The 22,561-nt window shown below is 66.9% G+C and carries 23 protein-coding genes and 2 tRNA genes; 17 read left to right on the top strand and 8 right to left on the bottom strand.

Annotated features, from left to right (window positions below):
- Nucleotides 1-49: 49 nt before the first annotated feature.
- Together F1654_RS00950 and F1654_RS00955 are read left to right on the top strand one after the other, a co-directional pair.
- Nucleotides 50-1,069 carry an efflux RND transporter periplasmic adaptor subunit gene (locus tag F1654_RS00950; protein ID WP_150022506.1) on the top strand — a complete coding sequence of 340 codons (1,020 nt, stop codon included), beginning with the start codon at nucleotides 50-52 and terminating at the stop codon, nucleotides 1,067-1,069.
- Nucleotides 1,069-4,239, top strand: a complete 3,171-nt coding sequence (locus F1654_RS00955) for an efflux RND transporter permease subunit (protein ID WP_150021640.1) — start codon at nucleotides 1,069-1,071, stop codon at nucleotides 4,237-4,239. Before F1654_RS00950 ends, F1654_RS00955 begins: the two co-directional genes overlap by 1 nt.
- Nucleotides 4,240-4,292: 53 nt before the next feature.
- Here the strand turns inward: F1654_RS00955 and F1654_RS00960 are convergent.
- A tRNA-Asn gene (locus F1654_RS00960) sits at nucleotides 4,293-4,368 on the bottom strand.
- A 327-nt stretch (nucleotides 4,369-4,695) separates the two neighbouring features.
- Here F1654_RS00960 and F1654_RS00965 point away from each other — a divergent pair.
- Nucleotides 4,696-5,052, top strand: a complete 357-nt coding sequence (locus F1654_RS00965; RefSeq protein ID WP_150021641.1) for a DUF962 domain-containing protein — start codon at nucleotides 4,696-4,698, stop codon at nucleotides 5,050-5,052.
- Nucleotides 5,053-5,077: 25 nt separating this feature from the next.
- On the opposite strand, the gene F1654_RS00970 is transcribed toward F1654_RS00965, so the two are convergent.
- Nucleotides 5,078-5,151 (bottom strand) — tRNA-Cys (locus tag F1654_RS00970).
- Nucleotides 5,152-5,322: 171 nt separating this feature from the next.
- Here F1654_RS00970 and F1654_RS00975 point away from each other — a divergent pair.
- From F1654_RS00975 to F1654_RS00985, 3 genes are all read left to right on the top strand, one after another.
- Nucleotides 5,323-5,976 (top strand): protein-L-isoaspartate O-methyltransferase family protein, encoded by a 654-nt coding sequence (locus tag F1654_RS00975; RefSeq protein WP_150021642.1) that lies wholly within the window; start codon nucleotides 5,323-5,325, stop codon nucleotides 5,974-5,976.
- A 139-nt stretch (nucleotides 5,977-6,115) separates the two neighbouring features.
- Nucleotides 6,116-7,462 (top strand): TolC family outer membrane protein, encoded by a 1,347-nt coding sequence (locus tag F1654_RS00980; protein WP_150021643.1) that lies wholly within the window; start codon nucleotides 6,116-6,118, stop codon nucleotides 7,460-7,462.
- A gap of 92 nt (nucleotides 7,463-7,554) precedes the next feature.
- On the top strand, nucleotides 7,555-8,214 hold the full coding sequence (locus F1654_RS00985; protein ID WP_150021644.1) for a DUF2497 domain-containing protein: 660 nt from the start codon (nucleotides 7,555-7,557) through the stop codon (nucleotides 8,212-8,214).
- Nucleotides 8,215-8,294: 80 nt separating this feature from the next.
- Here the strand turns inward: F1654_RS00985 and F1654_RS00990 are convergent, their stop codons facing one another.
- Nucleotides 8,295-8,747 (bottom strand): MaoC family dehydratase, encoded by a 453-nt coding sequence (locus F1654_RS00990; protein WP_150021645.1) that lies wholly within the window; start codon nucleotides 8,745-8,747, stop codon nucleotides 8,295-8,297.
- A gap of 123 nt (nucleotides 8,748-8,870) precedes the next feature.
- On the opposite strand from F1654_RS00990, the gene F1654_RS00995 reads away from it, so the two are divergent.
- Nucleotides 8,871-9,203, top strand: a complete 333-nt coding sequence (locus F1654_RS00995; RefSeq protein WP_233205041.1) for an Hpt domain-containing protein — start codon at nucleotides 8,871-8,873, stop codon at nucleotides 9,201-9,203.
- A 7-nt stretch (nucleotides 9,204-9,210) separates the two neighbouring features.
- Here F1654_RS00995 and F1654_RS01000 read toward each other — a convergent pair whose 3' ends face one another.
- The 5 genes from F1654_RS01000 to F1654_RS01020 all read right to left on the bottom strand — a co-directional run bounded on the left by F1654_RS01000 (nucleotide 9,211) and on the right by F1654_RS01020 (nucleotide 13,256).
- Nucleotides 9,211-9,561 carry a chorismate mutase gene (locus F1654_RS01000; protein WP_150021647.1) on the bottom strand — a complete coding sequence of 117 codons (351 nt, stop codon included), beginning with the start codon at nucleotides 9,559-9,561 and terminating at the stop codon, nucleotides 9,211-9,213.
- Nucleotides 9,562-9,636: 75 nt separating this feature from the next.
- Nucleotides 9,637-10,812, bottom strand: a complete 1,176-nt coding sequence (locus F1654_RS01005; RefSeq protein ID WP_150021648.1) for a vWA domain-containing protein — start codon at nucleotides 10,810-10,812, stop codon at nucleotides 9,637-9,639.
- A gap of 18 nt (nucleotides 10,813-10,830) precedes the next feature.
- The gene (locus F1654_RS01010) at nucleotides 10,831-11,676 is read right to left on the bottom strand and encodes an AAA family ATPase (protein ID WP_150021649.1); all 846 of its coding nucleotides are present in this window, start codon (nucleotides 11,674-11,676) and stop codon (nucleotides 10,831-10,833) included.
- A gap of 116 nt (nucleotides 11,677-11,792) precedes the next feature.
- Nucleotides 11,793-12,182: a VOC family protein gene (locus tag F1654_RS01015; RefSeq protein WP_150021650.1), complete on the bottom strand. Its 390-nt coding sequence runs from the start codon at nucleotides 12,180-12,182 to the stop codon at nucleotides 11,793-11,795.
- A 75-nt stretch (nucleotides 12,183-12,257) separates the two neighbouring features.
- A complete protein-coding gene (locus F1654_RS01020) occupies nucleotides 12,258-13,256 on the bottom strand; it encodes a DUF6624 domain-containing protein (RefSeq protein ID WP_150021651.1) in 999 nt (332 codons plus the stop codon).
- A gap of 167 nt (nucleotides 13,257-13,423) precedes the next feature.
- Here F1654_RS01020 and F1654_RS01025 point away from each other — a divergent pair, with 167 nt between their 5' ends.
- The 10 genes from F1654_RS01025 (at nucleotide 13,424) to F1654_RS01070 (ending at nucleotide 22,538) form a co-directional block, all read left to right on the top strand.
- Nucleotides 13,424-14,266 (top strand): thymidylate synthase, encoded by an 843-nt coding sequence (locus F1654_RS01025; RefSeq protein ID WP_150021652.1) that lies wholly within the window; start codon nucleotides 13,424-13,426, stop codon nucleotides 14,264-14,266.
- The gene (locus tag F1654_RS01030) at nucleotides 14,263-14,769 is read left to right on the top strand and encodes a dihydrofolate reductase (RefSeq protein WP_150021653.1); all 507 of its coding nucleotides are present in this window, start codon (nucleotides 14,263-14,265) and stop codon (nucleotides 14,767-14,769) included. The genes F1654_RS01025 and F1654_RS01030 overlap by 4 nt, the downstream gene beginning before the upstream one ends.
- 135 nt (nucleotides 14,770-14,904) lie before the next feature.
- The gene (gene hflK / locus F1654_RS01035; protein ID WP_150021654.1) at nucleotides 14,905-16,053 is read left to right on the top strand and encodes an FtsH protease activity modulator HflK; all 1,149 of its coding nucleotides are present in this window, start codon (nucleotides 14,905-14,907) and stop codon (nucleotides 16,051-16,053) included.
- 6 nt (nucleotides 16,054-16,059) lie between these two features.
- Complete coding sequence (gene hflC / locus F1654_RS01040; protein ID WP_150021655.1) at nucleotides 16,060-16,968, top strand: protease modulator HflC; 909 nt, start codon at nucleotides 16,060-16,062, stop codon at nucleotides 16,966-16,968.
- A gap of 70 nt (nucleotides 16,969-17,038) precedes the next feature.
- Nucleotides 17,039-17,230 (top strand): DUF2065 domain-containing protein, encoded by a 192-nt coding sequence (locus tag F1654_RS01045; RefSeq protein ID WP_150021656.1) that lies wholly within the window; start codon nucleotides 17,039-17,041, stop codon nucleotides 17,228-17,230.
- 69 nt (nucleotides 17,231-17,299) lie between these two features.
- Entirely contained in the window at nucleotides 17,300-18,697 is a 1,398-nt protein-coding gene (locus tag F1654_RS01050; RefSeq protein WP_233205044.1) for a trypsin-like peptidase domain-containing protein, read from the top strand.
- 14 nt (nucleotides 18,698-18,711) lie between these two features.
- Complete coding sequence (miaA, locus tag F1654_RS01055) at nucleotides 18,712-19,641, top strand: tRNA (adenosine(37)-N6)-dimethylallyltransferase MiaA (protein WP_199200471.1); 930 nt, start codon at nucleotides 18,712-18,714, stop codon at nucleotides 19,639-19,641.
- On the top strand, nucleotides 19,638-20,630 hold the full coding sequence (gene ilvC, locus F1654_RS01060) for a ketol-acid reductoisomerase (RefSeq protein WP_150021658.1): 993 nt from the start codon (nucleotides 19,638-19,640) through the stop codon (nucleotides 20,628-20,630). The genes miaA and ilvC overlap by 4 nt, the downstream gene beginning before the upstream one ends.
- Before the next feature lie 48 nt (nucleotides 20,631-20,678).
- Nucleotides 20,679-21,440 carry a TVP38/TMEM64 family protein gene (locus F1654_RS01065; protein WP_150021659.1) on the top strand — a complete coding sequence of 254 codons (762 nt, stop codon included), beginning with the start codon at nucleotides 20,679-20,681 and terminating at the stop codon, nucleotides 21,438-21,440.
- A gap of 57 nt (nucleotides 21,441-21,497) precedes the next feature.
- Complete coding sequence (locus F1654_RS01070; RefSeq protein WP_150021660.1) at nucleotides 21,498-22,538, top strand: rod shape-determining protein; 1,041 nt, start codon at nucleotides 21,498-21,500, stop codon at nucleotides 22,536-22,538.
- Nucleotides 22,539-22,561 lie beyond the last annotated feature (23 nt).

Genomic DNA, 22,561 nt, shown 5'->3' on the forward strand with positions numbered 1-22,561 from the left:
GATCCAGCCAGCACACATTCTGGTTTTGGCGCTGAGCGGGTTCGCGCTGATGGTTCTGGCCGCTTGCGGCGGCGCTGCGCCGGACAGCCAGGACGCGTCCGGGGCGGGGGAGAGCTTCCGTCATCCCGCCGCCGCCGCCGAGATCACCCGGCGCGATCTGTCGCGCCAGTTTTCAGCCTCCGCCCGGGTGGAGGCCTACGCCCATTCGCGCCTGGCGGCGCGCACGGCGGGCACGGTCGCAGAGGTGCTGGCCGAAGCCGGGGATCTGGTGGAGGCGGGCGCGGTGCTGGCCCGGCTCGACATGCGCGAGCAGCGCGCAGAGCTGGCGCGCACCGAGGCGCGCCGCGCCCAGGCCCAGTCAAATTATCAGCGCAGCGCCACCCTGCATGAGCGCGGGCTTCTGGCCGCCGAGGCCTATGAGCGCGCCCGCGCCGATCGCGACGTGCTGGCGCGCGAGGCCGATCTGTGGCGCACGCGCATCGCCTTTGGCGAGATCACCGCGCCCATGGACGCCATGATCACCGCCCGCCACATCGAGGTGGGCGAGGGGGTGCAGGCGCTCGACGGCCTGTTCGAGCTGACCCGGACCGATCTTCTGGTGGTGCGCCTGGGCGTGTCGGAGCTTGATGTGGCGTTCCTTGAGACCGGACAGGACATTCCGGTGCATCTCGATGCGCTGCCCGGCGCGCCTTTGCCCGCAACCGTGCGGCGCATATTCCCGCTGGCCGATCCGTCGAGCCGGCTGGTGACAGTGGAGCTGGCCTTGCCGGAAGACAGTTGGGCGCGCGGCGCGCGCCCCGGCTTTCTGGCGCGCGTGCGCCTGGCCATTGATCCGCGTCCCGATGTGCTCGCCGCACCGGCGGCGGGCATCGCGCAGGACAATGGCGCCGACTATGTCTTCGTTATCGCCGATAACCGTCTTGAACAGCGGGTGATCGAACGCGGGGTGACGCGCGGCGACTGGACCGAAATTATATCCGGCCTGGAAGAGGGCGAAGTGGTGCTGGCCACCAATCCGGCCGAGCTGGCCGAGGGTCAGTCGGTGCGCATTGTCGGATGGAGAGGCTGATGGCGGAAGGAGGCGCGCCGCGCACAGGCCTGGCCGGTCACGCCATACGCCGGCCCGTGGGCACGTTGGCCATCGCCTCGGTGGTGTTCGTGCTGGGCCTGTTCTTCCTGAACCGTTTGCCCATCGATCTGCTGCCGCGCATCGAATATCCGATGATCACCGTGACGGTGAATTATCCCGGCGCTGCGCCCGAGGTGATGGAGCAGCAGGTCACACGGGTGCTGGAGAGCACGCTGGCGGCGACGGAAAACCTGATCCGCATCGACAGCCGCGCCTCGGAAGGGCGCACCAATGTCAATCTGCACTTTGATTACGGGACCAATCTGGACATCGCGCTGCAGGACGCCTCGCGCTATCTGGAGCTGGCGCGCACGCGCCTGCCGCCCGATATCGATCCGCCGCGCATCTACAAGCGCGATCCCAGCCAGCGCCCGGTCTGGACAGCCGGTTTCAGCTCGCCGGTGCGCGCCCAGGTGGACGTCAATGACTGGGTGGAGCGCGCCCTCGCGCCGCAATTGCTGGCCGTCCAGGGTGTATCGGGCGTGGAGGCGGCGGGCGGGCAGCAGCGCGAAATCCAGGTTCTGGTCGATCAGGAGCGCCTGGCCTCCTACGGGCTGACGCTGGGCGATCTCAACCGCGTGCTGGCGGCGGAGAATGTGGATATCGCCGCCGGCTGGGTGACGTCGGACACGTTCGACGTGATGGCCAAGACCGACGGGCTGTTCACCTCGGCCGAAGATATCGCCAACGTGCTGGTCACCCTGCCAGGCGGCGATGGCGCACGCATTCGTCTGTCGGAGCTGGCCGAGGTGCGCGACACGTATCGCGAACAACGCCTGTTCGCCCGTATGAACGGCGCGCCGGCGGTGCAGGTGTCGATCTTCAAACTGCCCGGCGCCAATACGGTCGAGGTGATTGACGGGGTCAACACCGTGATCGCCAGCCTGGAGCGCTCGGGCTTCTTTCCCGACGACATCACCTATGAGGTGATCGGAGACCAGGCCTTCTTCATCCGCAGCTCTGTGACGGCCGTGGGCGCTGCGGCCATACTGGGCGGGGTGTTGTCCATGCTGTTCGTGCTGCTCTTCCTGGGCAGCCTGCGGCGCAGCTTTGTGATCGGGCTCTCCATCCCCATCGCGCTGATGGCCACCTTCGCCCTGATGGGCATGGGCGGACTGACGCTCAACATCGTCTCTCTGGGCGGGCTGGCGCTGGGGGTCGGGCTGTTGCTCGACAACGCCATCGTGATGCTGGAGAACATTCATCGCCACCGCAAGGAGCTGGGCAAGTCGGCTGAAGACGCCGCCCATGACGGTGCGGGCGAGGTCAGCGGCGCGATCATCGCGGGCACGCTGACCAATCTGGCCGCCGTGATTCCCTTCCTGCTGATCACCGGCCTGATGGCGCTGATCTTCCGTGAACTGATCATCACCATTTCTTTCGCCATCATCGCCACCCTGGCCGCGGCGCTCACGGTCACGCCCATGCTGGCCATGCTGGTCAGCCGCGTGGGGTTCGAGAGCCGGTTTGACCGCTCCTTCCTGATCCGCGGCGTGGATCGCGGCGTGATCAGGCTGCGGCGGGCCTACAAAAAGACCCTGGTGCGCCTGCTGCGCTGGCGCTTTGCGGTGGTTGCGGGCGCGCTGGCCGCTTTCGCCGGCGCGATCTGGCTGTCGGGGGAGCTGGGCAGCGAGTTCCTGCCCCAGGTCGATGACGGTCAGGTCTCGGTGGGGCTGAGCCTGCCGCCCGGCACGCCCCCGGAAGTGACCAATACCGCCGCCGGGCGCATGGAGGCGGTGCTGGCGGCTGACCCGCACGTGGTGTCCATGTTCACCCTGTCAGGCGGGCATCTGGGCGGCGGTATTGTCAATGAGCGCCCCGGCACGGCGCGGATGAGCGTCCAGCTGACCGATCTGCGCGACCGCCCGAATGTCAGCGCCGGACAGTGGGTGGCCGATATGCAGCGCCAGCTGGAAGCGCTGGATATTCCAGGCGGGCGCATATGGGTCTCGCCGCCGCGCATTGGCGGGCTGCAGTTCGGCGGATCGGGTGATGATTTGTCGATATCGGTCACGGGCGAGGATCTGGAGGCCTCGCGGCGCTTCGCCCGCGCGCTGGCGGCGCGCTTGCAGGGCATTCCCGGGCTCGAAGGCGTGGAGGTGGGGCGCGAGGATGAAAGCCCTCTGATGCGCATCCGCATCGATCCTGAACGCGCGGCGGCATTGGGCTTGCGCACCTCGGAGATTGGCGAGGCGGTGCGCTGGGCCGTGGACGGCGCCACCCCGACCCGCTTCATGAGCGGGGCCCTTGAATATGATGTGCGCGTGCGCCTGCCGCGCGCCGACACCCGCGACGCCGGGACGCTGGGCAATCTTCTGGTGTTCCGCCAGGAGGGCGGGCCGGTGGCGCTGCGTGAAGTGGCCGACATCACGCTGGGGGCCGGGCCGGCCCATATCGAGCGCGACAACCAGAACCGCGTGGTGCGCGTGAACGGTACGGCCAATACCGAGATCTCCGACCTTGGCGCCATCATGGCCGAGGTGGAGGCGCGCATTGCGCAGATGGACGTGCCTGACGGGATCGGTCTGGTGTTCGAGGGTCAGTGGCGCACTATAGAGGACACCAATCGCGAGCTGGTGACGGTGATCTTGCTGGCGCTGTTTCTCGTCTTCGTGGTGCTCGCAGTGCAGTATGAGCGCCTGTCCAATCCGCTGGTGATCCTGTCCACAGCACCCATGGCGCTGATCGGCGTTGTGCTGGCGCTGTATCTGACCGGCACGCCGGTTTCGGCGCCGGTGATGATCGGAGCCATCTTGCTGATCGGCATCGCTGTCAACAACGCCATCTTGCTGGTGGAATATATTGAAAAGGGCCGGCGCGGCGGACGGCTTGGGCCGGGGCGGGCGATTGTTTCAGCGGGCGGGGCGCGCTTGCGCCCGGTGATCATGACCACCGCGACCACGGTGCTGGGCATGACGCCCCTGGCCATTGGCGCCGGACCGGGCGGAGAGATCATGCAGCCCCTGGCGCTCGCCGTGGTCGGCGGACTGCTGGTTTCGATGGTGCTGACTCTGCTGGTGGCGCCGTGCCTCTACGCCATCGTCGACCGCGCTGCGCGCCGGATGGCGGGCTGGATCAGCGCCGGCGTGACGGGTCAGCCGCGCGGATAGACGCAGGCGGCGCATGACCGGACCAGCCTAATTGGCGATGTCTGAGAGAGAAGTGGCTCCCCGGGCCGGACTCGAACCAGCGACCGATCGATTAACAGTCGATTGCTCTACCAACTGAGCTACCGGGGAACGCGCCGCCGTGTGGCGGAGGCAGGTCTTTAGCAATGCCGCGGCCCCCGTGCAAGCCGCTCGCGGCGCCGCAAGTGCAGCCCGGATCACCGGCGCACAAAAAAAGTCGGGAGCCGAAGGGGCTCCCGAAAAGGCTTTGGGTGGATGGTGGGGTGTCTTCGAGGGAAGACCCGTAAAGGAATACAGAATCACCGGTTAACATCCCCCTAACGTTAACGCGTCGTGTTCACGCTAACGCCAGAGAGATTGCGCGAAGCCTGACGCTGTCACACAATGGCGCCGACGATGGCGGACCCGGCGTCAGACCGGAGCATGAAGGAGGAGACGATGGCCAGGAAGGCTGATACCTATGGCGAGTTCTGGCCTTATTATCTGCGCGAGCACGCGCTGGCGCCCACGCGCTATTTCCATTACGCGGGCACGGTGCTGGCCACGTCGGCGCTGATCTTTGCGCTGGCCACCCAGACCTGGTGGGCGCTGATCCTGTTTCCGCTGTTCGGCTATGGCTTCGCCTGGGTCAGCCACGCCTTCATCGAACGCAACAAGCCGGCCACGTTCGATCATCCGCTGTGGTCGCTGATCAGTGATTATCGCATGACCTTCCTGGCCTTCACCGGCCAGCTGCGCCGCCATCTGGTGGAAGCGGGCGTGATCGATCATCCCCAGGCGCGCCCGGCGCAATAGTCATCAGCCGAAAGGGAAGGGGCTCTGGAGGCGCCACCCGGAATCGAACCGGGGTACAAGGATTTGCAGTCCTCTGCGTCACCACTCCGCCATGGCGCCGCCCTGAGCGAAGCTTTCTCATAGCCAAGGCGCGCCCGGCCTGCAACGCGCTTGACTGCGCGTGGCTGCACCGATGCGCAGCCCCGCCTTGCCGCAGGCGAAAGGCGCGGGATATAAGCCGCCATTCGTATCCTCTTCCGGAACTGCCGGATCAGCCACAAGGTCGCGCCCGTGTTTGATTTCACCCAGGCCCGCCTCGCCATGGTCAACAGCCAGGTGCGCCCCAGCGATGTCACCGATACGCGCCTTCAGGACGCCATGGCCGTGGTGGCGCGCGAGCGCTTCGTGCCCAAGGCCCAGGCCGCGCGCGCCTATGCCGATGCCGAGATACGGCTCAATAATGGCCGCGCCCTGCTGCGCCCGCGTGATTTCTCCAAGCTGGTGCAGGCTGCAGGGGTGAAGCCGGGCGATGTGGTGCTCGATATCGCCTGCGGGCTGGGCTATTCCACCGCCGTTCTGGCGCGCATGGCCGAGACGGTGGTGGGCCTGGAAGATGACGCGGCGCTGGCGGCGAAGGCGGGCGACCGGCTGGCTGAAGCCGGCGCCGACAATGCGGTGGTGGTCGACGGCCCGCTGGACAAGGGCGTGCCCGGGCAGGGCCCGTTCAATGTGATCGTGGTCAATGGCGCGGTCTCCACAGTGCCGGAGGCCTGGCTGGACCAGCTGGCCGATGGCGGACGCCTCGCAGTGATCGTGCGCGAGGGCGAAGTGGGCCGGGCGCGAATTTACACCCGCGCCGGACAGGCCGTGGGCGAGCGGGCTGTGTTTGACGCCGCGCCGCCCTATCTGCCGGGCTTCGAACCCGCGCCGGGTTTTGTGTTCTAGGCGCGTATCATTTGCCGTGGCGTGTATCACACGCTCGCCAAAATTTAATGAAGTGAACACTGTTCACTCGCCCGCCGGGACTGTATCTGGTGTATGCCCGGGTACAAGTTATCGCTGCGGACAAGGACGTGAGGGCGCCATGAAGTACTGGATTACAGCGGCACTGGCTGCGGGGCTTATGGCGGGCGGGGCGCAGGTTCACGCCCAGTCGCTGGAGGAAACCCTGTCGGCGGCCTACCGCTCCAACCCCCAGCTCCAGGCCGAGCGCGCGCGCTTGCGTCAGAGTGCGGAGGGCGTGGTGCAGGCCCGCTCGGTCCAGCTGCCGCAGCTTTCGGCCAGCGGGACGTTGAGCGAATCGGAAACCTGGGGCGCCAGCCCTGTGGGCGGTAATGCGGGTTCGAGCAGTGTGGGCGCTTCGCTGAGCCAGCCCATCTATCGTGGCGGACGCACGCGCGGATCCATCAATGCGGCCCAGGCCCGCTTCGAGGCCGGGCGCGAGCGCCTGCGCGCGGTGGAGCAGGGCGTGCTGCTTGATGCGGTTTCGGCCCACGCCAATGTCACGCGCGACCAGCAGATCGTGGGCATCCGCTCCAATAATGTCGAGGTGCTGGCCGAGCAGCTGCGCGCGGCGCGCGACCGCTTCGAGGTGGGTGAGATCACCCGCACGGACGTGGCTCAGGCCGAAGCGCGCCTATCTGGCGCGCGCGCCCAGCTTTCAGCGGCCCAGGCGGCGCTGGCCGCTTCGCGCGCCGCATACGCGCGTGTGACGGGCATTGACCCGGTCGAGCCTGATTCGGTGAGCCCGGCGGATGCGGTGCCTGATGCGCTGGATGGGGCGCTGGGGACGGCGCTGGACAATAATCCCGACCTGCGGGCGGTTGAATTCAACGAGATCGCCGCGCGCGAAAATATCCGTGTGGCCCGCGGCGCCATGCTGCCGGAAGTCTCGTTAAGCGCCTCGGTCAATGAAGGCCGGGATTCGGCGTTTTCCGGCCAGGCCCGCGGTTCGGCCCAGGTGCAGGCGCGCGTGAGCGTGCCGATCTTCACCGGCGGTCTGAACCAGTCGCGCGTGCGCGAGGCGCAAGCCTCGGCCGACGAGGCGCGCCTGTCGGGCCTGACCGCGCGCCGGCAGGTGGTTGAGTCGGTGACCAATGCCTGGAACACCTATCTGGCCGCCCAGGCTGTGATCGAATCCAGCCGCGAGGCGGTGCGCGCCAACGAAATCGCGTTTGAAGGCGTGGAGCAGGAGGCCTTTGTGGGGCTTCGCACCACGCTGGACGTGCTCAACGCCGAGCAGGAATTGCTCAATTCGCGCCTGGAGCTGGTGCGCGCCGAGCGTGATCTGGCGGTGGCCAGCTACAGCCTGCTGCAGACCCTGGGCATGCTCAGCGCGCGCGATCTTCAGCTGGCGGTGGCGGCGGATGAGGATATCGGCGCCGACAGCCGGACGCGGTGGCCTAACTTCAGCTTAATTCCCTGGAACTAACACTGTGACGGCGTCCCCAAGCTGGACAGGGGCGTATGGTCGCGCGTAGGTTTGCGCCGACCGTTTCCCCTCGACGGAACAAGGATACCGCCATGGCTCAGGACACCGCCGAACAAGAACCGACAATGGAGGAGATTCTCGCCTCCATCCGCCGGATCATCAATGAGGACGAAGAGGAAAAGCCGGCTGCTGAAACGGCCGAGACCGCCTCCGAGCCCGAACCGGCGCCTGAGATGGAAGCTGAGCCTGAAGCGGCCATGGAAGCTGAGCCCGCTCCCGAGCCGGAGCCCGCGCCTGTGGTTGACCCTGCGCCGGAGCCCCAGCCGGATTTCGAGGACGATGTGCTCGAACTGACCGACCGGGTCGAGGATGATGCGGTTGCCGGCGGCACGGCGCCGCTGGCCGTGTCCGACGATCTCATGATCGTGGACCGCGAGGACGAGCCTGAACCCGAAGCCGAACCTGAGCCCGCGCCAGAGCCTGCGCCGGTGCAGGCGGCCGCCCCCGAGCCTGCGCCCGGGCCGGAAGACGACTCACTGCTGGATGAGGCGCCGGCCAGCGCGGCGTCGAGCATGTTCGCGGCGCTGTCTGAAAATCTGCGTGTGTCCTCCGAGCAGGGCCAGACGCTGGAGGGCATTGTGCGCGAACTGATGCGGCCCATGCTCAAGCAGTGGCTGGACGAGAACCTGCCGGCCATCGTGGAAGAAAAGGTCCAGGCGGAAGTGGACCGGATCGCACGCCGGCGCCGCTAGAGCCCTCCGGCCTCACATATTCAAAACCCCGGACCGCAGGGTCCGGGGTTTTTTTGTTGCGCGGGATATGGAGAAGCCGGTCAACCGGTCACCACCAGGCTCAGCCAGCGCGCGGCCAGGGCCGGCGCTGGCGCATTCTCGATCTCCACCTCGGCGTCGTGAGACAGCTGGATCTGACCCGGCTTGCGCTGCTCCACGGCCGCCAGTGTGAACTTGCCCCGGATGCGTGCGCCCACGGGCACAGGGCTGAGAAAGCGCACCTTGTCGAAGCCGTAATTGATGCCGATGGCCTTTTGCGGAAAGGCCGGCATGCATTGAGCGGCGAAATGGCTGAGCATGGACAGGGTCAGAAATCCATGGGCGATGGGGCCGCCGAACGGCGTCTCGGCCTTGGCCCGCTCGGGGTCCACATGGATGAACTGATGGTCCAGGGTGATGTCAGCGAACGCGTTGACCCGGCCCTGATCGATCAGGAGCCAGTCCGATGTGCGCGTTTCGCCGATGCGTGATTTGTATTCATCTATCAGGGTCATGCGCGCCAGTTGAGCCCTACCGGTGCGCGCCGTCAAGCCGGGCTTGTCCGTACAGGCTGGCCATGTCAGCGTTACAGCGCGCATCCCGTCGCGGGCGCGCCCGGTTCCGTCATGAGGCGAAGCGTGACCCATCCAGACCAAGCCTTGCCTGTGCTCGATCGCGCTCATCTGCGCCGCTATAGCGGCGGGGATGCGGCGCTGGAGGCAGAGCTGTTTGCGCTTTTGGAATCCCAGATGGGGGCTTGTCTTGCGGCGATGAAAGCTGCCGATGATGACGAGGCTTGGCGCCGGGCGGCCCATACGCTCAAGGGCGCATCCCGCGGCGTGGGCGCCATGGCGCTGGGCGAGGCGTGCGCCAGGGCGGAGGACCAGCCTCGTGATGGTCAGGCGCTGGCGCAGGTGGAAAAGGCGGCGGGCGCTGTGAGCCGTGAAATCGCGGCGCTCCGGGGCGGGTGAGGGCGCGTCAGCTGCGGGTGCGGTCGAACACGCTCATTTCATGGGCGATGGAGCGCTCCACCAGTTCGCGCCAGACCGGCTGGGTGAGGGCGGCGGGCGCACCCGCCGCTTCGGCGGCCTGGCGGACCTTTTCCAGCACGTCGGCGATACGCGCCTCGTCGCGCACCGCGTCCCGGTCCGGCTTGATGCGCGCGGCAGCTTCCATATAGCGCGTGCGTTCGGCGATCAGGGCGACCAGCGCCCGGTCCAGCCGGTCCACGCCGTCACGCACCTCATTCATGTCCTGACAGGCCTCGGGCGCGGTGCGCGCGGCCAGATCGTCCAGGTCCAGTCCAAGGGGCGGCAAGTGATGTGTCATGGCGCAGGGTTATAGGCTGGCGCGCGGCCCGGCCCAAGGGTTTGCGGCGCCGCAGGGGCGCCAAACCAGGCCGCGCTATCGCGCCAGCTCCTTCATGGCGCGGTCCACGCCCTGGGGGGTGAGGGGGAACATGCGCTGGGGGCCGATGATCTCGCGTATCAGCTGGACCGAATAGGTGTGCGGCCACCAGCTTTCCGGCGTGGGATTGAGCCAGACCATATGGGGATAGGTCTCCGCGATGCGGCGCAGCCAGACCCCGCCGGCCTCCTCGTTCCAGTGCTCCACCGAACCGCCCGGATGGGTGATCTCTGTGGGCGACATGGCCGCATCGCCCACGAACACCACCTTGTAATCGGCCGGATAGGTGCGGATCAGCTCGCTGACCGGCACGCCCTCCTGGCGCCGGCGCCGGTTGGACCGCCAGACCGCCTCATAGGGGCAGTTGTGGAAGTAGAAATATTCGAGATTCTTGAACACCGAACGCGCCGCGGAGAACAGGCGCTCGGTCAGGTCGATATAGGGATCCATGGACCCGCCCACATCGAAAAACACCAGCACCTTGATGGCGTTGCGCCGCTCGGGGCGCATCTTCACGTCCAGATGACCCTGGCGGGCGGTGGCGTCGATCGTGCCGGCGATGTCCAGCTCCTCCTCCGCGCCCTCGCGCGCAAACCGGCGCAGGCGCCGCAAGGCGACTTTCAGGTTGCGCGTGCCCAGCTCGCGCTCGCTATCAAGGTCCTTGAAGCGGCGGTTCTCCCAGACCTTCACCGCCTGCTTGTTGCGCGACTGGCCGCCAATGCGCACGCCCGCCGGGTTCCAGCCCGAATGGCCATAGGGGCTTGTTCCGCCTGTTCCGATCCATTTATTGCCGCCCTCATGGCGCTTGGACTGTTCCTTCAGGCGCTCGCGCAGGGTCTCCATCAGGGCGTCGAAATCCATCGCCTCGATGGCCGCCTTGTCCTCTTCGGACAGGTGGCGCATCAGCTCGGCGCGCAGCCAGTCCTCGGGCACGTCCTCGGCCTTGAACAGATCGCCCAGCGCCTCCACGCCCTCAAAGAAATGGGCGAACACCTTGTCGAACTTGTCGAAATGGCGCTCGTCCTTGACCAGGGCGGCGCGGCTGACGGCGTAGAAGCTGTCGATATCGGTATCGATGGCGCCCTTGGACAGGGCTTCAAGCAGGGTGAGGTATTCCCGGGTGGAGACCGGGATTTTCGCCATGCGAAGCTCGGTGAAGAAGCGGTGGAACATGGGCGCGGCCCTGACCGCTCACCCGCCGTCGCGCCGGGCCATGAAGGCCAGGCGCTCAAACAGCTGCACGTCCTGCTCGTTCTTCAGGAGCGCGCCGTGCATGGGCGGGATCAGCTTGCGCGGATCGCGCTCGCGCAGCACCGCCGGGTCCACATCCTCGGCCAGCAACAGCTTGAGCCAGTCCAGCAATTCCGAGGTGGAGGGCTTTTTCTTCAGGCCCGGCACGGTGCGCAGTTCAAAGAACGCGCCCAGCGCTTCGGACAGCAGCCGGCCCTTGAGGTCGGGGAAGTGGACCTTGACGATCTGCTCCATCGTCTCCTCGTCGGGAAACGCGATGAAGTGGAAGAAGCACCGGCGCAGGAAGGCGTCGGGCAGCTCCTTTTCGTTATTGGATGTGATGATGACAATGGGGCGCTGCTGCGCGCGGATGGTCTCGCCGGTCTCGTAGACATGGAACTCCATCCGGTCGAGTTCCTGCAGGAGATCGTTGGGGAACTCGATATCGGCCTTGTCGATCTCGTCGATCAGCAGCACCGGGCGCTCGGGCGCGGTGAAGGCCTCCCACAGCTTGCCCTTGCGGATATAGTTGCGCACGTCATGGACCTTGTCCGAGCCCAGCTGGGAATCGCGCAGGCGCGCCACCGCATCGTATTCATAGAGCCCCTGATGGGCCTTGGTGGTGGACTTGATATGCCACTCCAGCAAGGGCGCGCCGAGCGCTTCGGCCACCTGGCGGGCCAGCTCGGTCTTGCCGGTGCCCGGCTCGCCCTTCACCAGGAGCGGACGCTCCAGAATGATGGCGGCGTTGACCGCCGCAGCCAGTTCCTCGGTGGCCACATAGGCCTTGGTGCCTTCAAAACGCATTGTGAAATCAAGCCTGCCAACTGTGTTCACTCAGACCGGCCATAGTGAAGCGCGCCATGCCGGCATGCAACCGACAGGCGCGCCTGGAATGCACCCACACCGTGGAGGGGTGAGTTTTACTCCGGCTGGAAACCGGGCGTCATGATGAAGGCGTTCAGCTTGTTGCCGTCCAGATCGCGGAAATAGGCCGCATAGAAGCCCTCGCCCCGCGGTCCGGGCGGGCCCTCGCACGTCCCGCCCTGATCCAGGGCGATCTGGTAGAGCCGGTCCACCTGCGTCTCGTCGCGGGCGGCCAGAGCCACCATCACCCCATTGCCTACCGTGGCCGGCTGGCCGTCATAGGGCAGGGTCAGGCCGATGCCCGCCGCCTGTCCGTCCGCCCTGGCCCAGGCGATAAAGCTGTCGCTCTCCATCATGCGCGGCGTGTCGAGTTCTTTCGCCAGCGCGTCGTAGAACGGCGCCGCGCGTTGCAGGTCGCGCGTGCCGACAGTCACATACCCAATCATTGAAATATTCTCCCTTTGTTCCAGGATGATCACCATGGCGCCGGATGAGGGAGCTGGCAAGCGGGAATCACGTCGTCAGGGGCAGCTGTTTGCGAAGCGGGCGATATACGCCTCCATGGGCTGAAGTCCCATCTGCGCTCGGCGTTCATCAAGCCCGGCCTCGTCCTGAATCGGGCGGGCCGTCCACTGTCCGTCCACGCAAGAGCCTCGCGTGCCATAGATTTGCGGCTGGCCCATGTTGACCAGAACCCTGTCGAACAACAAGGCGAATTCGCTCTGACGAATGTCGCCTTCACGGGCCAGAGGCTCGATCAGGGTGAGCGCCTGGCGCTGAAACTCCGGGTCATGATCAGCGTGCTGGGCGATTACCCAGGCGGCTTGGGCTGCTGTGGACCCATGGTCAGTGATTGTGAACCAGCGGCCCGCGCGGACATGTGTGGCCAGCCATGGCGTGTTATCGCGATCCGTTGTGCAGACCAGGTGCATATTGGCGGTCATCAGCAGGGATCGGGCGCCAGGAGAGGCCTGCCCGTTTGTGAAAGCTCCGAACAGGCCGCGCGCATACTGGTCTCTGGCTGCGCGTATCAGAAGTTCACGCAAGACCGGGTCGTTTTCCTGTTCCGCCGCGTTGATAAAGTAGCCCCAGGCGGTGTCGGCCTCCCGCGGGGCATCCATAAGATTGGCGTGGGCCTCATGCCATTGCGTGATAAGGGGCATGGCCTCGGCGCGCGCCTCGGCGTGGTCAGCGGCGTTTTCGCCTTGTCCGCTGAACTGGCGCGCTGCTGATAGACGGATCAACTCCGCCGGCTGACACCCGATGATCTGATCGGTGTCTTCTGGCAGATTGCGATCAGCGCGCACCCGGGCCGCATAGGCTTGAGCTCGCGCAAGCGTCTCCGCCTCGAAGGCCTCGTAGAGCGCCTGCTGCTCCTCATCCCCAAAACGCCAGGCCTCCAGCCCGCTCTCCCAGAAGGCCAGCTCGCCCGAAGCGATGGCCTCAATGCGCGTCTCAACAGGCTCAGGCAGGGATGCAGCGGGGGTCAAGGCCAGAACAGCGATCACAAGGGCATGCATGACGGCCTCCGCATATGGCTGGGTGGGGAAAACCGTACTGCATTATGATTGAGTTGCAAGCGTGGGGGCAGGTGCGCCAGCCTGTGGACAGGCGGCGCCGGCGCGTGACGGCGGCGCGTCTTGGCGGCACACTGCCAGGCCAGCCACCAGCGAATCAGGCGGTTCCCATGGTCCTTGCCGAAACTCAGTCCAGCCTCGTTCCCCCGCACGGCGTTGAAGCGGCCTATCTTGATCTGCTGCGCGAGATCATGGAGCAGGGCGAGGATCAGAGCGACCGCACGGGTACCGGCGTGCGCGCCGTGTTCGGGCGCCAGATCCGCTGCGATCTGGCCGACGGCTTTCCCCTGCTGACCACCAAGAAAGTGCATTTCAAATCCATCGCGGTGGAGCTCCTCTGGTTCATCAAGGGGATGACCAATGTGCGCTGGCTGCAGGAGCGCGGGGTGAGCATCTGGGACGAGTGGGCCGATGAGCACGGCGAGCTGGGCCCCGTCTATGGCAAGCAGTGGCGGCGCTGGACCGGTCCGGACGGGCGCCAGATCGACCAGCTGGCCGATCTCGTCGCGGCGATCAGTTCAACGCCCGACAGCCGGCGCCTGGTGCTGTCGGCCTGGAACCCGGCGGACGTGCCGTCCATGGCGCTGCCGCCCTGCCACACCCTGTTCCAGTTCCGCGTGCTGGGCGGGCGCCTGCACCTGCAGCTCTACCAGCGCAGCGCAGACATGTTCCTGGGCGTGCCGTTCAATATCGCCAGCTATGCGCTGTTGCTGGCCATGACCGCGCAGGCCACCGGCTATGAGCCAGGCGAATATGTCCACACGTTTGGCGACGCGCACATCTACTCAAACCATACCGATCAGGTGCGCGAGCAGCTCTCGCGCGCGCCCCGGCCCCTGCCGCGGCTGAAGCTCGACCCGTCGGTCACCGACCTGTTCGCGTTTGAATACGAGCACATCGCGCTGGAGGGCTATGACCCCCATCCGCGCATCGCCGCGCCGGTGGCCGTATGACCCCCATCGCCCTCGTGGTCGCCGTGGCGCGCAATGGCGTCATCGGGCGGGACGGGGATTTGCCCTGGCGAATCCCGTCTGATCTGAAGCATTTCAAGGCGGTCACGCTGGGCAAGCCGGTGGTGATGGGGCGGCGCACCTGGGACAGCCTGCCGCGCAAGCCCCTGCCGGGGCGGGTCAATATCGTGGTCAGCCGCTCGCTTCCTGATGTGGAGGGCGCGCGCGTGGCGCGTGATCTGGACGCGGCGCTGGCGCTGGCTGATGAAGTGGCGCGGCGCGAGGGGGCTGAGGAAATCTGCGTCATTGGCGGCGCCCAGATCTACGCGGCCTGTCTTGCCAAAGCCGCCCGTCTCTATCTGACTGAGGTCGATCTGGAGCCTCAGGGCGATGCGCTGTTTCCCACGCTCGATCCCGCCCATTGGCGCGAGGCGTCAGCGCAGCGTTTCGATCCGGCGCCGGGCGATGAGGCTGGTTTCACCGCCCGGATTCTGGAGCGCCGCTGAGGCGCCAAACTGCGGCCCGTTGCCCGCCCGGCACCGGTTTCTCTTGAACCGGGCCGTGTGAACGTTCAGATACTCCCTCGACAGCGCAGCCCATCGGGCGCGCAGCGGTTTCACGCCAGGAGACGGGAAACAGGAATGCCCTGGAACAATAATACAGGCGGCGGCGGCGGTCCGTGGGGATCGGCCGGCGGCGGCGGAGGCAATAACAATCCCTGGGGCGGGCGCGGCCAGAACGGGCCCGGCCGCAGACCCGAGCCGGACATGGAAGATGCGGTTCGCAAATTCCAGGACTGGCTGGGCGGGCTGTTCGGCGGGCGCGGCGGCGGCAGCGGCGGGCTTGCGGGCCTTCTGATCGTCGCAGCCCTGTTTGTCTGGGTCGCGGTCCCGGGCAATTTCTACTACTTCGTCGGCGCCGAGCAGCGCGGCGTGGTGCTGCGCTTTGGCGAGTATAACCGCACCGAACTGCCGGGCCTGCGCCTGAAAATGCCCTTCCCGGTGGAGACGGTTGAGCTGCCTGCGGTGACTACGGTCAACGAGGTGGTGGTGGGCCGCACCCCGCAGGAAAGCCTGATGCTGACCCGCGACGAGAATATCGTGGACATCACCTTCACGGTGCAGTGGCGCGTTGATCTGGCTTATCCCGAAGGCGTGCGCGACTTCCTGTTCAATGTCCGCGATCCCGAAGGCATGGTGAAGGCCGTGGCCGAAAGCGCCATGCGCGAGGTTGTCGGCACCAATGACCTGCAGCCGATCATCACCCAGGCCCGCGCCGAGGTGGGCCGCCGGGCGCGCGATATTCTGCAAACCACGCTGAACAATTACACTGCAGGCATCCAGATCCTGGAAGTCCAGCTGCAGGACGCCACCCCCCCGGCCACCGTGATTGACGCCTTCCGCGACGTGGACGCGGCCCGTCAGGACCGCGCCAGGCTGGAGCTGGAAGCGCGCGCCTACGCCAACCGCATCATCCCCGAGGCGCGCGGTGAAGCGGCCCGCATTGACGAGCAGGCCCGCGGCTATCGCGAACGGGTGATCGCCGAGGCGGACGGCCAGGCCGACCGCTTCAACTCGATCTTCGCTGAGTACCAGCAGGCCCGCGACGTGACCCGCCGGCGTATGTTCCTGGAGACCATGGAGCAGGTGCTGGGCCGGTCCGAACTCATCATCCTCGAACAGGACGGCGGCGCAGTGCCTTATCTGCCGCTTGACCGTCTGGGACAGAACAGGGGCCGGGCGCCCCAGAGCAGCGCGGTTCAGTCGCGCGGCAATCAGGGAGGCCAGTAAGCCGCCATGCGCACTGTGATTTACGCCCTTATCGGCGTCGTCATCCTGGGCGTTATCGTCCTGATGAATTCCATCTATATCGTCTCGGAGCGTCAGCAGGCCCTGGTGCTGCGCTTTGGCGAGCCCATGGCCGTGGTCAACGCCATCGTGGACCCCGACGAGCCGCGGCCCAGCGAGGCGGGGCTGCATTTCCGCACGCCCTTCATCACCACCGTCACCTTCTTCGACAAGCGGAACCTGGAGTTTGACACCCCGCCGTCTGAAATCCTGGCCTCTGACCAGGAGCGGATCGTGGTGGACGCCTTCCTGCGCTACCGCGTGGTCAATCCGCTGCGGGTGTTCCAGACCGTGCGTGACGAGACGGGCCTGCGCCAGCGTCTGCGCTCGATCATGGATGACTCGGTGCGTGGCGTGATCGCCTCGCTGCCCTCGTCCGAGATCATCTCCGGCCAGCGGGCCGACCTCATGGAGCGCATCCGGGTCGCCGTGGAAACCCAGGCGCGCAATCAGGATCTCGGGATCGAGATCATCGATGCGCGCATCAAGCGGGCTGACCTGCCCCAGCAGATCGCCAACCAGGTATTCGAGCGCATGCGCGCCGAGCGTCAGCAGGAAGCCGCCCAGATCCGCGCCGAGGGCGAACAGCGCTCGCGCGAAATCCGGGCCGATGCAGACCGCCAGGTGGAGGTGATTCTGGCCAATGCCCGTGCCGAATCCGAGCGCATACGCGGTGAAGGCGATGGCGAGCGCAACCGCATCTTCGCCGCCGCCTTTAACCAGGATCCGGACTTCTTCGATTTCTATCGCAGCATGATCGCCTATGAGACCGCGCTGCGCGACGGCACGCCGATCATCGTGCCGGCGGACTCGGAGTTCTTCCGCTACTTCCGCAGCGAGAGAGGGTCACCGCGCTAGAGGCGCTCAGGCGGCCGCCGTTTAGAACCGCAAAGCCGGTTCCCCGTTTTGCGGCGAAAGGCGACAGGCGATGGAATGGCTGCTGATCGGGCTTGGCGTGGCGCTCGTCCTTGAGGGCGTGTGCTACGCCGCCGCCCCGGGCGCCATGCAGCGCATGGCGGCCCTGATCGGTGAAGCCAGACCCTCCCATTTGCGCACCGCGGGGCTGTTCGCCGTGGCCGTTGGCGTGTTCATTGTCGCGCTTGTGACCGGGCGCGCCTGAGAGCGCCCCTTGGCGCAACCGGGCCGGGCGCGTTAAGTCTTGCAGCGGTCCAGCCCGCCGGAGCCCGCCATGCGCCTGTTCGCCTTCGCCGCCATGTGTTTCGCGCTTGTCATGAGCGGGCAGGGCGGGGCGTGGGCCCAGCCCCGGGAGGGCTTTGCCGACCTCAATGACCGGCTGAGCCCGGCTGTGGTCAATATCGCCACAGCCCAGAGGGTCGGGCCGCGCGACGGCCTGCCGGTGTTCCCGCCGGGTTCGCCGCTGGAGCGGTTCAACGACATGCTGGGCGAAGGCCCGCGCATGGCGCGCTCTCTGGGGTCGGGTTTCATCATCGACCCTGAGGGGCTGGTGGTGACCAATAACCATGTCATCGAGGATGCGGACGCGGTTGAGGTGGTGCTCCAGGACGGCCGGGTGCTGGCCGCCGAGATCATCGGGCGCGACCCGGCCACCGATCTGGCCGTCCTGCGTGTGGAGGCGGGCGAGGGCTTGCCCTATGTGCCCTTCGGCGACAGCGATGGCGCACGCGTGGGCGACTGGGTGGTGGCCATCGGCAATCCGTTTGGCTTGGGCGGTTCGCTGACCGTGGGCGTGATCAGCGCGCGCGGGCGCGATATCGGCGGCCAGTACGACGATTATCTGCAGAGCGATGTGTCCATCAACCGGGGCAATTCGGGCGGCCCGCTGTTCAATCTGGATGGCGAGGTCATCGGGGTGAACACCGCCATTTTCTCGCCCACCGGGGCCAGCGTAGGCATCTCGTTTTCCGTGCCCAGCGCAGTGGCCCGGCCCGTGGTGGACCAGCTCATCAGCTTTGGCGAGACCCGCCGGGGCTGGCTGGGCGTGAATGTGCAGCCCGTCACCGCCGACATGGCCCGCGCCATGGGGCTGTCATCGGCGCGCGGCGCCGTTGTTACGCGTATCGACCCGGATGGTCCCGCCGCCGAGGCCGAGCTTCAGCCTGGTGACGTGATCCTGGCGATTGGCGGGCGCGCCGTGGCCGATGACCGGCGCCTGACCCGGATCGTGGCCGAGACCGAACCTGAGTCCCGCGTGGCGCTGGAGGTGTTCCGCAGAGGCGAGAGCCTGACCCTCAACGTGACCATCGCCCGCCTGCAGGAGCGCGCAGCGCCGGCGCGTCCGGGCGGGCAGGGCGCGCCCGAACGCGAGCCGCGCGCGCCGGCCAGCGCCAGCGTGTTCGGCCTGACGCTCGCCCCCATCACCGACGCCCTGCGCCGGCAATACCGCATCCATCCCGACGCCGATGGCCTGGTGGTGACCGAGGTGGACCCCGACAGCGACGCCTCGGGCAAGGTGCGCGTGGGCGACGTGCTCGAGGAGATCGCCTGGACGCGGGTGGAGGGGCTGGAGCAGGCGCGCGAGCTGGCCGAGACGGCGCGTGCGGGCGGGCCGGTCCTGGTCACTCTCAACCGTCAGGGCCAGTATCTCCTGCAGACCCTGCGCGGGTGAGCGCGCCGCGCGACATGCTCTTGCTCGGCGGCCCGACCGCCTCGGGCAAGACCGCGCTCGCCCTGCACGCCGCGCGACGGCTGAACGCCGAGATCATCAACGCTGATTCCATGCAGGTCTATGACGGGCTGGCTGTCCTGACCGCGCGGCCCTCGGCCGAGGAGCTGGCTGCAGCGCCCCATCACCTGTTCGGCGTGATCGACCCGTCAGAGCGGTGCTCCGCAGGGCGCTGGGCGCGTCTGGCGCTGGAGGTGATCGGCGATATTCGCAGCCGGGGCCGCCGGATCATTCTGGCCGGCGGCACGGGGCTGTATTTCAAGGCGCTTCTGGACGGGCTGGCGCCGGTTCCCGACATTCCCGCAGATATCGCCGCCGATGTGCAGGCGCTGGCCGATGAGGGCGGGCTTGAAGCCCTGCGCGCAGGGGCTGAAGCGCTTGATCCTGAGGGCGCAGCGCGGGTGAAGCCGGGCGACCGCCAGCGTCTGATGCGCCTGATCGCCGTGGCGCGCACGGCCGGGCGGCCCTTGTCCGAGTTGCAGGCGGACACCCGCCCGCTGATCGATCCGGCGCGCGTTCTGGGCGTGGCGATCCTGCCGGACCGCGCCGCGCTTTATGCGCGCATTGAAGCGCGCTTTGACGCCATGATGGCGGCGGGCGCTCTGGATGAAGCGCGGGCGCTGGCGGCACGGGGTCTGGCGGCGGATTTGCCGGCCATGAAGGCGGTGGGCCTGCCGCCGCTTCTGGACCATCTGGGCGGGCAGGTCTCGCTGGACGCGGCGATCGAGACCGCCAAGCGGGACTCACGGCGCTACGCCAAGCGCCAATACACCTGGTTTTCCAACCAGCACCCGGACTGGGCGCGCATCACCCGGCTTGACCTGGAAGGCGCGCGCGCCGAGCTTGACGCCCTTCTGGAGGCCGGCTTCGAAGGAGCACAGCCATGAGCGCGGTTCTGTACCAGGCCGATATCGATCTGGCGCCGGTGCGCACGCGCACGCTGGCCATTATCGGCTATGGCAATCATGGCCGCTCCCATGCGCTCAATCTGCGCGATATGGGCGTGGAGCGCGTCATCGTCGCCCTGCGCGAGGGCTCGCCCAATCGCGCGCGCGCTGAAGCCGACGGCTTCGAGGTCACGGGGCTTTCCGAGGCGGCTGTGCGGGCCGATGCGGTGTCATTGCTGGCCGCCGACGAGGCTCATGGCGAGATCTGGCGCACTCATATCGCGCCCAACCGCAAGCCGGGTCAGGCTTTGATCCTGTGCCACGGATTTTCCATCGAATATGGACTGATCAATCCGCCTGCAGACGCCGATGTGGTTCTGGCCGCGGCCAAGGGGCCGGGCGGGGCGGTGCGCGAGGCGTTTGAACGCGGCGGCGGGCTTCTGGGCTTCTGGGCGGTGCATCAGGACGCCAGCGGCGGGGCGCGCGATCTGGCTTTGGCCTATCTCGCCGCGCTGGGCTGCGGGCGGGCGGGCATACGCCAGACCAGTTTCCGCGAAGAGGCGCTGGCCGATATTCTCGGCGAGCAGGCCGTGCTGGTGGGCGGGGTCTGCGCGCTGGCCCGCGAGGGGTTTGAAACCTTGTTGCGCGCCGGCATCAGACCTGAGATGGCCTATATCGATACGGTCCATGAAATCAAATACATCGCCGATCTTATCCATACGCGTGGCATGGCCGGCATGTATGAGGCCATCTCCGACACCGCCGAGTTCGGCGCCCATGAGGTGGAAGGCGCGATCCGTGAGGCGGTGCGCCCGGTGTTCGAGGCGGTGGCCGCCGATGTGATCTCGGGCGACTTCGCCCGGCGCTGGGTCGCGGACTATGAAGCGGGCCGCAAATCCCTTATGGCCCGGCGGCGCGCGGCGGCGGATCATCCTGTGGAGGCGGCCGGGGCTGATATTCGCGCGGGCTCTGCGCGCCGCACGCCGTGACGGCGCCGGGCTTGCAGGCGCTGACCCAGGACGCCAGGACGTGACCGCATGCAGCTGGACCATGTGATCCGCTATTTTTCCAACATGGACGCCCGCGCGGTGCGCGCGGTGGTGATCTCCCTTGCCCTGTTCGTGATGGTCGCAGCCATGTTTCTCATCGGGCGCAGCGGGCTTGTGGACGCTGATATGCTCGACCAGTGGCTCGGCGCAGCCGCGCGTCACTGGTATTACGCCCTTCCGGTGGCTATCGCGGCCTTCACCGTGCTGGCCTATGTCGGCGCGCCCCAGTTTGCGCTGATCGCCGCGTGCGTGCTGGCTTTCGGACCCTGGACCGGATCGGCCTATGCCTGGATCGCGACCATGGTCTCGGCGCTCATCACGTTCTACACGGGCCGCTTCGCAGGCGCGGACGTGGTGCGCCGCTATGGCGGGCGGACCATCAACCGCATTTCCGAATTTGTCGGACGCAATGGATTCTGGGCCAGCCTGATCATCCGCAACGTGCCCAGCGGGCCGTTCATCATGGTCAATATGGCCGCAGGCGTGTCGCGCATGAGCGTGATCGCGTTTTCCGCCGGCACCGCCATCGGAATCATCCCGAAAATCGCCCTGGTGGCGTTCGCCGGGCGCGGCATGATTGAGCTGGCGGGCGGAGGCAGCTTGTGGCTCGCAGCCTCTGCGCTGCTGGCCGCGCTGGGGTGGCTGGGCGCGATGCTGTTTGCGCGGCGCTGGCTGTCTGGCCCTGCTGAGGCTGATGAGGGCGATGCGCTTGCAAATAAGGACGGAGCGTCGCACAAGGGACACAGTTGATTTTTGCCGCAGGTGTGCGCGCGCCCGGCGCGCGCGCCAGATCATACGGGTCAAAACATGTTCTCAAGCCTGTTCGGTCTGCTCTCCGCCGATATCGCCATTGATCTGGGGACCGCCAATACGCTGGTCTATGTCAAGGGCCGCGGCGTGGTGCTGAACGAGCCCTCCGTGGTCGCCTACAAGGTGGAAAAGGGCCGCAAGCAGGTCCAGGCCGTGGGCGCGGAAGCCAAGCTCATGCTGGGCAAGACGCCGGGCAATGTGGAGGCGATCCGCCCCATGCGCGACGGCGTCATCGCCGATTTCGAAGTCGCCCAGGAAATGATCAAGCACTTCATCCGCAAGGTTCACAACCGCCAGACCTTTGTGAGCCCGCAAGTGGTGATCTGCGTGCCCTCCGGCGCCACGGCTGTGGAGCGCCGCGCGATCCATGAAAGCGCCAATATGGCTGGCGCGCGCAAGGTCTATCTCATTGATGAACCCATGGCCGCCGCCGTCGGCGCCGGGCTGCCCATCGATGAACCCACCGGCTCCATGATCGTCGATATCGGCGGGGGCACCACGGAAGTGGCGGTGATGAGCCTGTCGGGCATCGTCTATGCGCGCTCGGTGCGCGTGGGCGGCGACAAGATGGACGAGGCGATCATCAATTATGTGCGCCGCTCGGCGAATCTTCTGATCGGCGAGACCAGCGCCGAGCGCATCAAGAAGGAAATCGGTTCGGCCACGCCGCCGCTCAAGGGCGAGGGGCTGACGCTGGATATCAAGGGCCGCGACCTGATGAACGGGGTGCCGCGCGAGATCGTGGTCACCGAAGCCATGATCGCCGACGCGCTCGCCGAGCCGGTCGAGCAGATCGTCGAGGCGGTCAAGCAGGCGCTGGAGGCGACGCCTCCCGAACTGGCCGCCGATATTGTGGACAAGGGCATTGTGCTCACCGGCGGCGGGGCGCTTCTGCGCAATCTCGACACCGAGGTGCGCGACCGTACCGGTCTGCCGGTCAGCCTGGCCGATGAGCCCTTGTCATGCGTGGTGCTGGGATGCGGCAAGGCGGTGGAGAATCTGCGCCTGTGGCGTCCGATTCTGGCTGAAGCGGTGTGATCCCCGTACGTGGCAGGCGAGGG

Source organism: Alkalicaulis satelles, assembly GCF_008630495.1.
GTDB lineage: Bacteria > Pseudomonadota > Alphaproteobacteria > Caulobacterales > Maricaulaceae > Oceanicaulis > Oceanicaulis satelles.

Excerpts from the sequence above, each read along its gene's own strand:
- miaA (WP_199200471.1), top strand. The coding sequence starts at position 18,712 with ATGCTCTTGCTCGGCGGCCCGACCGCCTCGGGCAAGACCGCGCTCGCC.
- F1654_RS01005 (WP_150021648.1), bottom strand. The coding sequence starts at position 10,812 with ATGTTCCACCGCTTCTTCACCGAGCTTCGCATGGCGAAAATCCCGGTC.
- F1654_RS00965 (WP_150021641.1), top strand. The coding sequence starts at position 4,696 with ATGGCCAGGAAGGCTGATACCTATGGCGAGTTCTGGCCTTATTATCTG.
- ilvC (WP_150021658.1), top strand. The coding sequence starts at position 19,638 with ATGAGCGCGGTTCTGTACCAGGCCGATATCGATCTGGCGCCGGTGCGC.
- F1654_RS01000 (WP_150021647.1), bottom strand. The coding sequence starts at position 9,561 with ATGACACATCACTTGCCGCCCCTTGGACTGGACCTGGACGATCTGGCC.
- F1654_RS01045 (WP_150021656.1), top strand. The coding sequence starts at position 17,039 with ATGGAATGGCTGCTGATCGGGCTTGGCGTGGCGCTCGTCCTTGAGGGC.
- F1654_RS01030 (WP_150021653.1), top strand. The coding sequence starts at position 14,263 with ATGACCCCCATCGCCCTCGTGGTCGCCGTGGCGCGCAATGGCGTCATC.
- F1654_RS00985 (WP_150021644.1), top strand. The coding sequence starts at position 7,555 with ATGGCTCAGGACACCGCCGAACAAGAACCGACAATGGAGGAGATTCTC.
- F1654_RS00955 (WP_150021640.1), top strand. The coding sequence starts at position 1,069 with ATGGCGGAAGGAGGCGCGCCGCGCACAGGCCTGGCCGGTCACGCCATA.
- F1654_RS00980 (WP_150021643.1), top strand. The coding sequence starts at position 6,116 with ATGAAGTACTGGATTACAGCGGCACTGGCTGCGGGGCTTATGGCGGGC.
- F1654_RS01010 (WP_150021649.1), bottom strand. The coding sequence starts at position 11,676 with ATGCGTTTTGAAGGCACCAAGGCCTATGTGGCCACCGAGGAACTGGCT.
- F1654_RS01065 (WP_150021659.1), top strand. The coding sequence starts at position 20,679 with ATGCAGCTGGACCATGTGATCCGCTATTTTTCCAACATGGACGCCCGC.
- F1654_RS00990 (WP_150021645.1), bottom strand. The coding sequence starts at position 8,747 with ATGACCCTGATAGATGAATACAAATCACGCATCGGCGAAACGCGCACA.
- F1654_RS01070 (WP_150021660.1), top strand. The coding sequence starts at position 21,498 with ATGTTCTCAAGCCTGTTCGGTCTGCTCTCCGCCGATATCGCCATTGAT.
- F1654_RS01050 (WP_233205044.1), top strand. The coding sequence starts at position 17,300 with ATGCGCCTGTTCGCCTTCGCCGCCATGTGTTTCGCGCTTGTCATGAGC.
- hflK (WP_150021654.1), top strand. The coding sequence starts at position 14,905 with ATGCCCTGGAACAATAATACAGGCGGCGGCGGCGGTCCGTGGGGATCG.
- F1654_RS01025 (WP_150021652.1), top strand. The coding sequence starts at position 13,424 with ATGGTCCTTGCCGAAACTCAGTCCAGCCTCGTTCCCCCGCACGGCGTT.
- F1654_RS01020 (WP_150021651.1), bottom strand. The coding sequence starts at position 13,256 with ATGCATGCCCTTGTGATCGCTGTTCTGGCCTTGACCCCCGCTGCATCC.
- F1654_RS00950 (WP_150022506.1), top strand. The coding sequence starts at position 50 with ATGGTTCTGGCCGCTTGCGGCGGCGCTGCGCCGGACAGCCAGGACGCG.
- hflC (WP_150021655.1), top strand. The coding sequence starts at position 16,060 with ATGCGCACTGTGATTTACGCCCTTATCGGCGTCGTCATCCTGGGCGTT.
- F1654_RS01015 (WP_150021650.1), bottom strand. The coding sequence starts at position 12,182 with ATGATTGGGTATGTGACTGTCGGCACGCGCGACCTGCAACGCGCGGCG.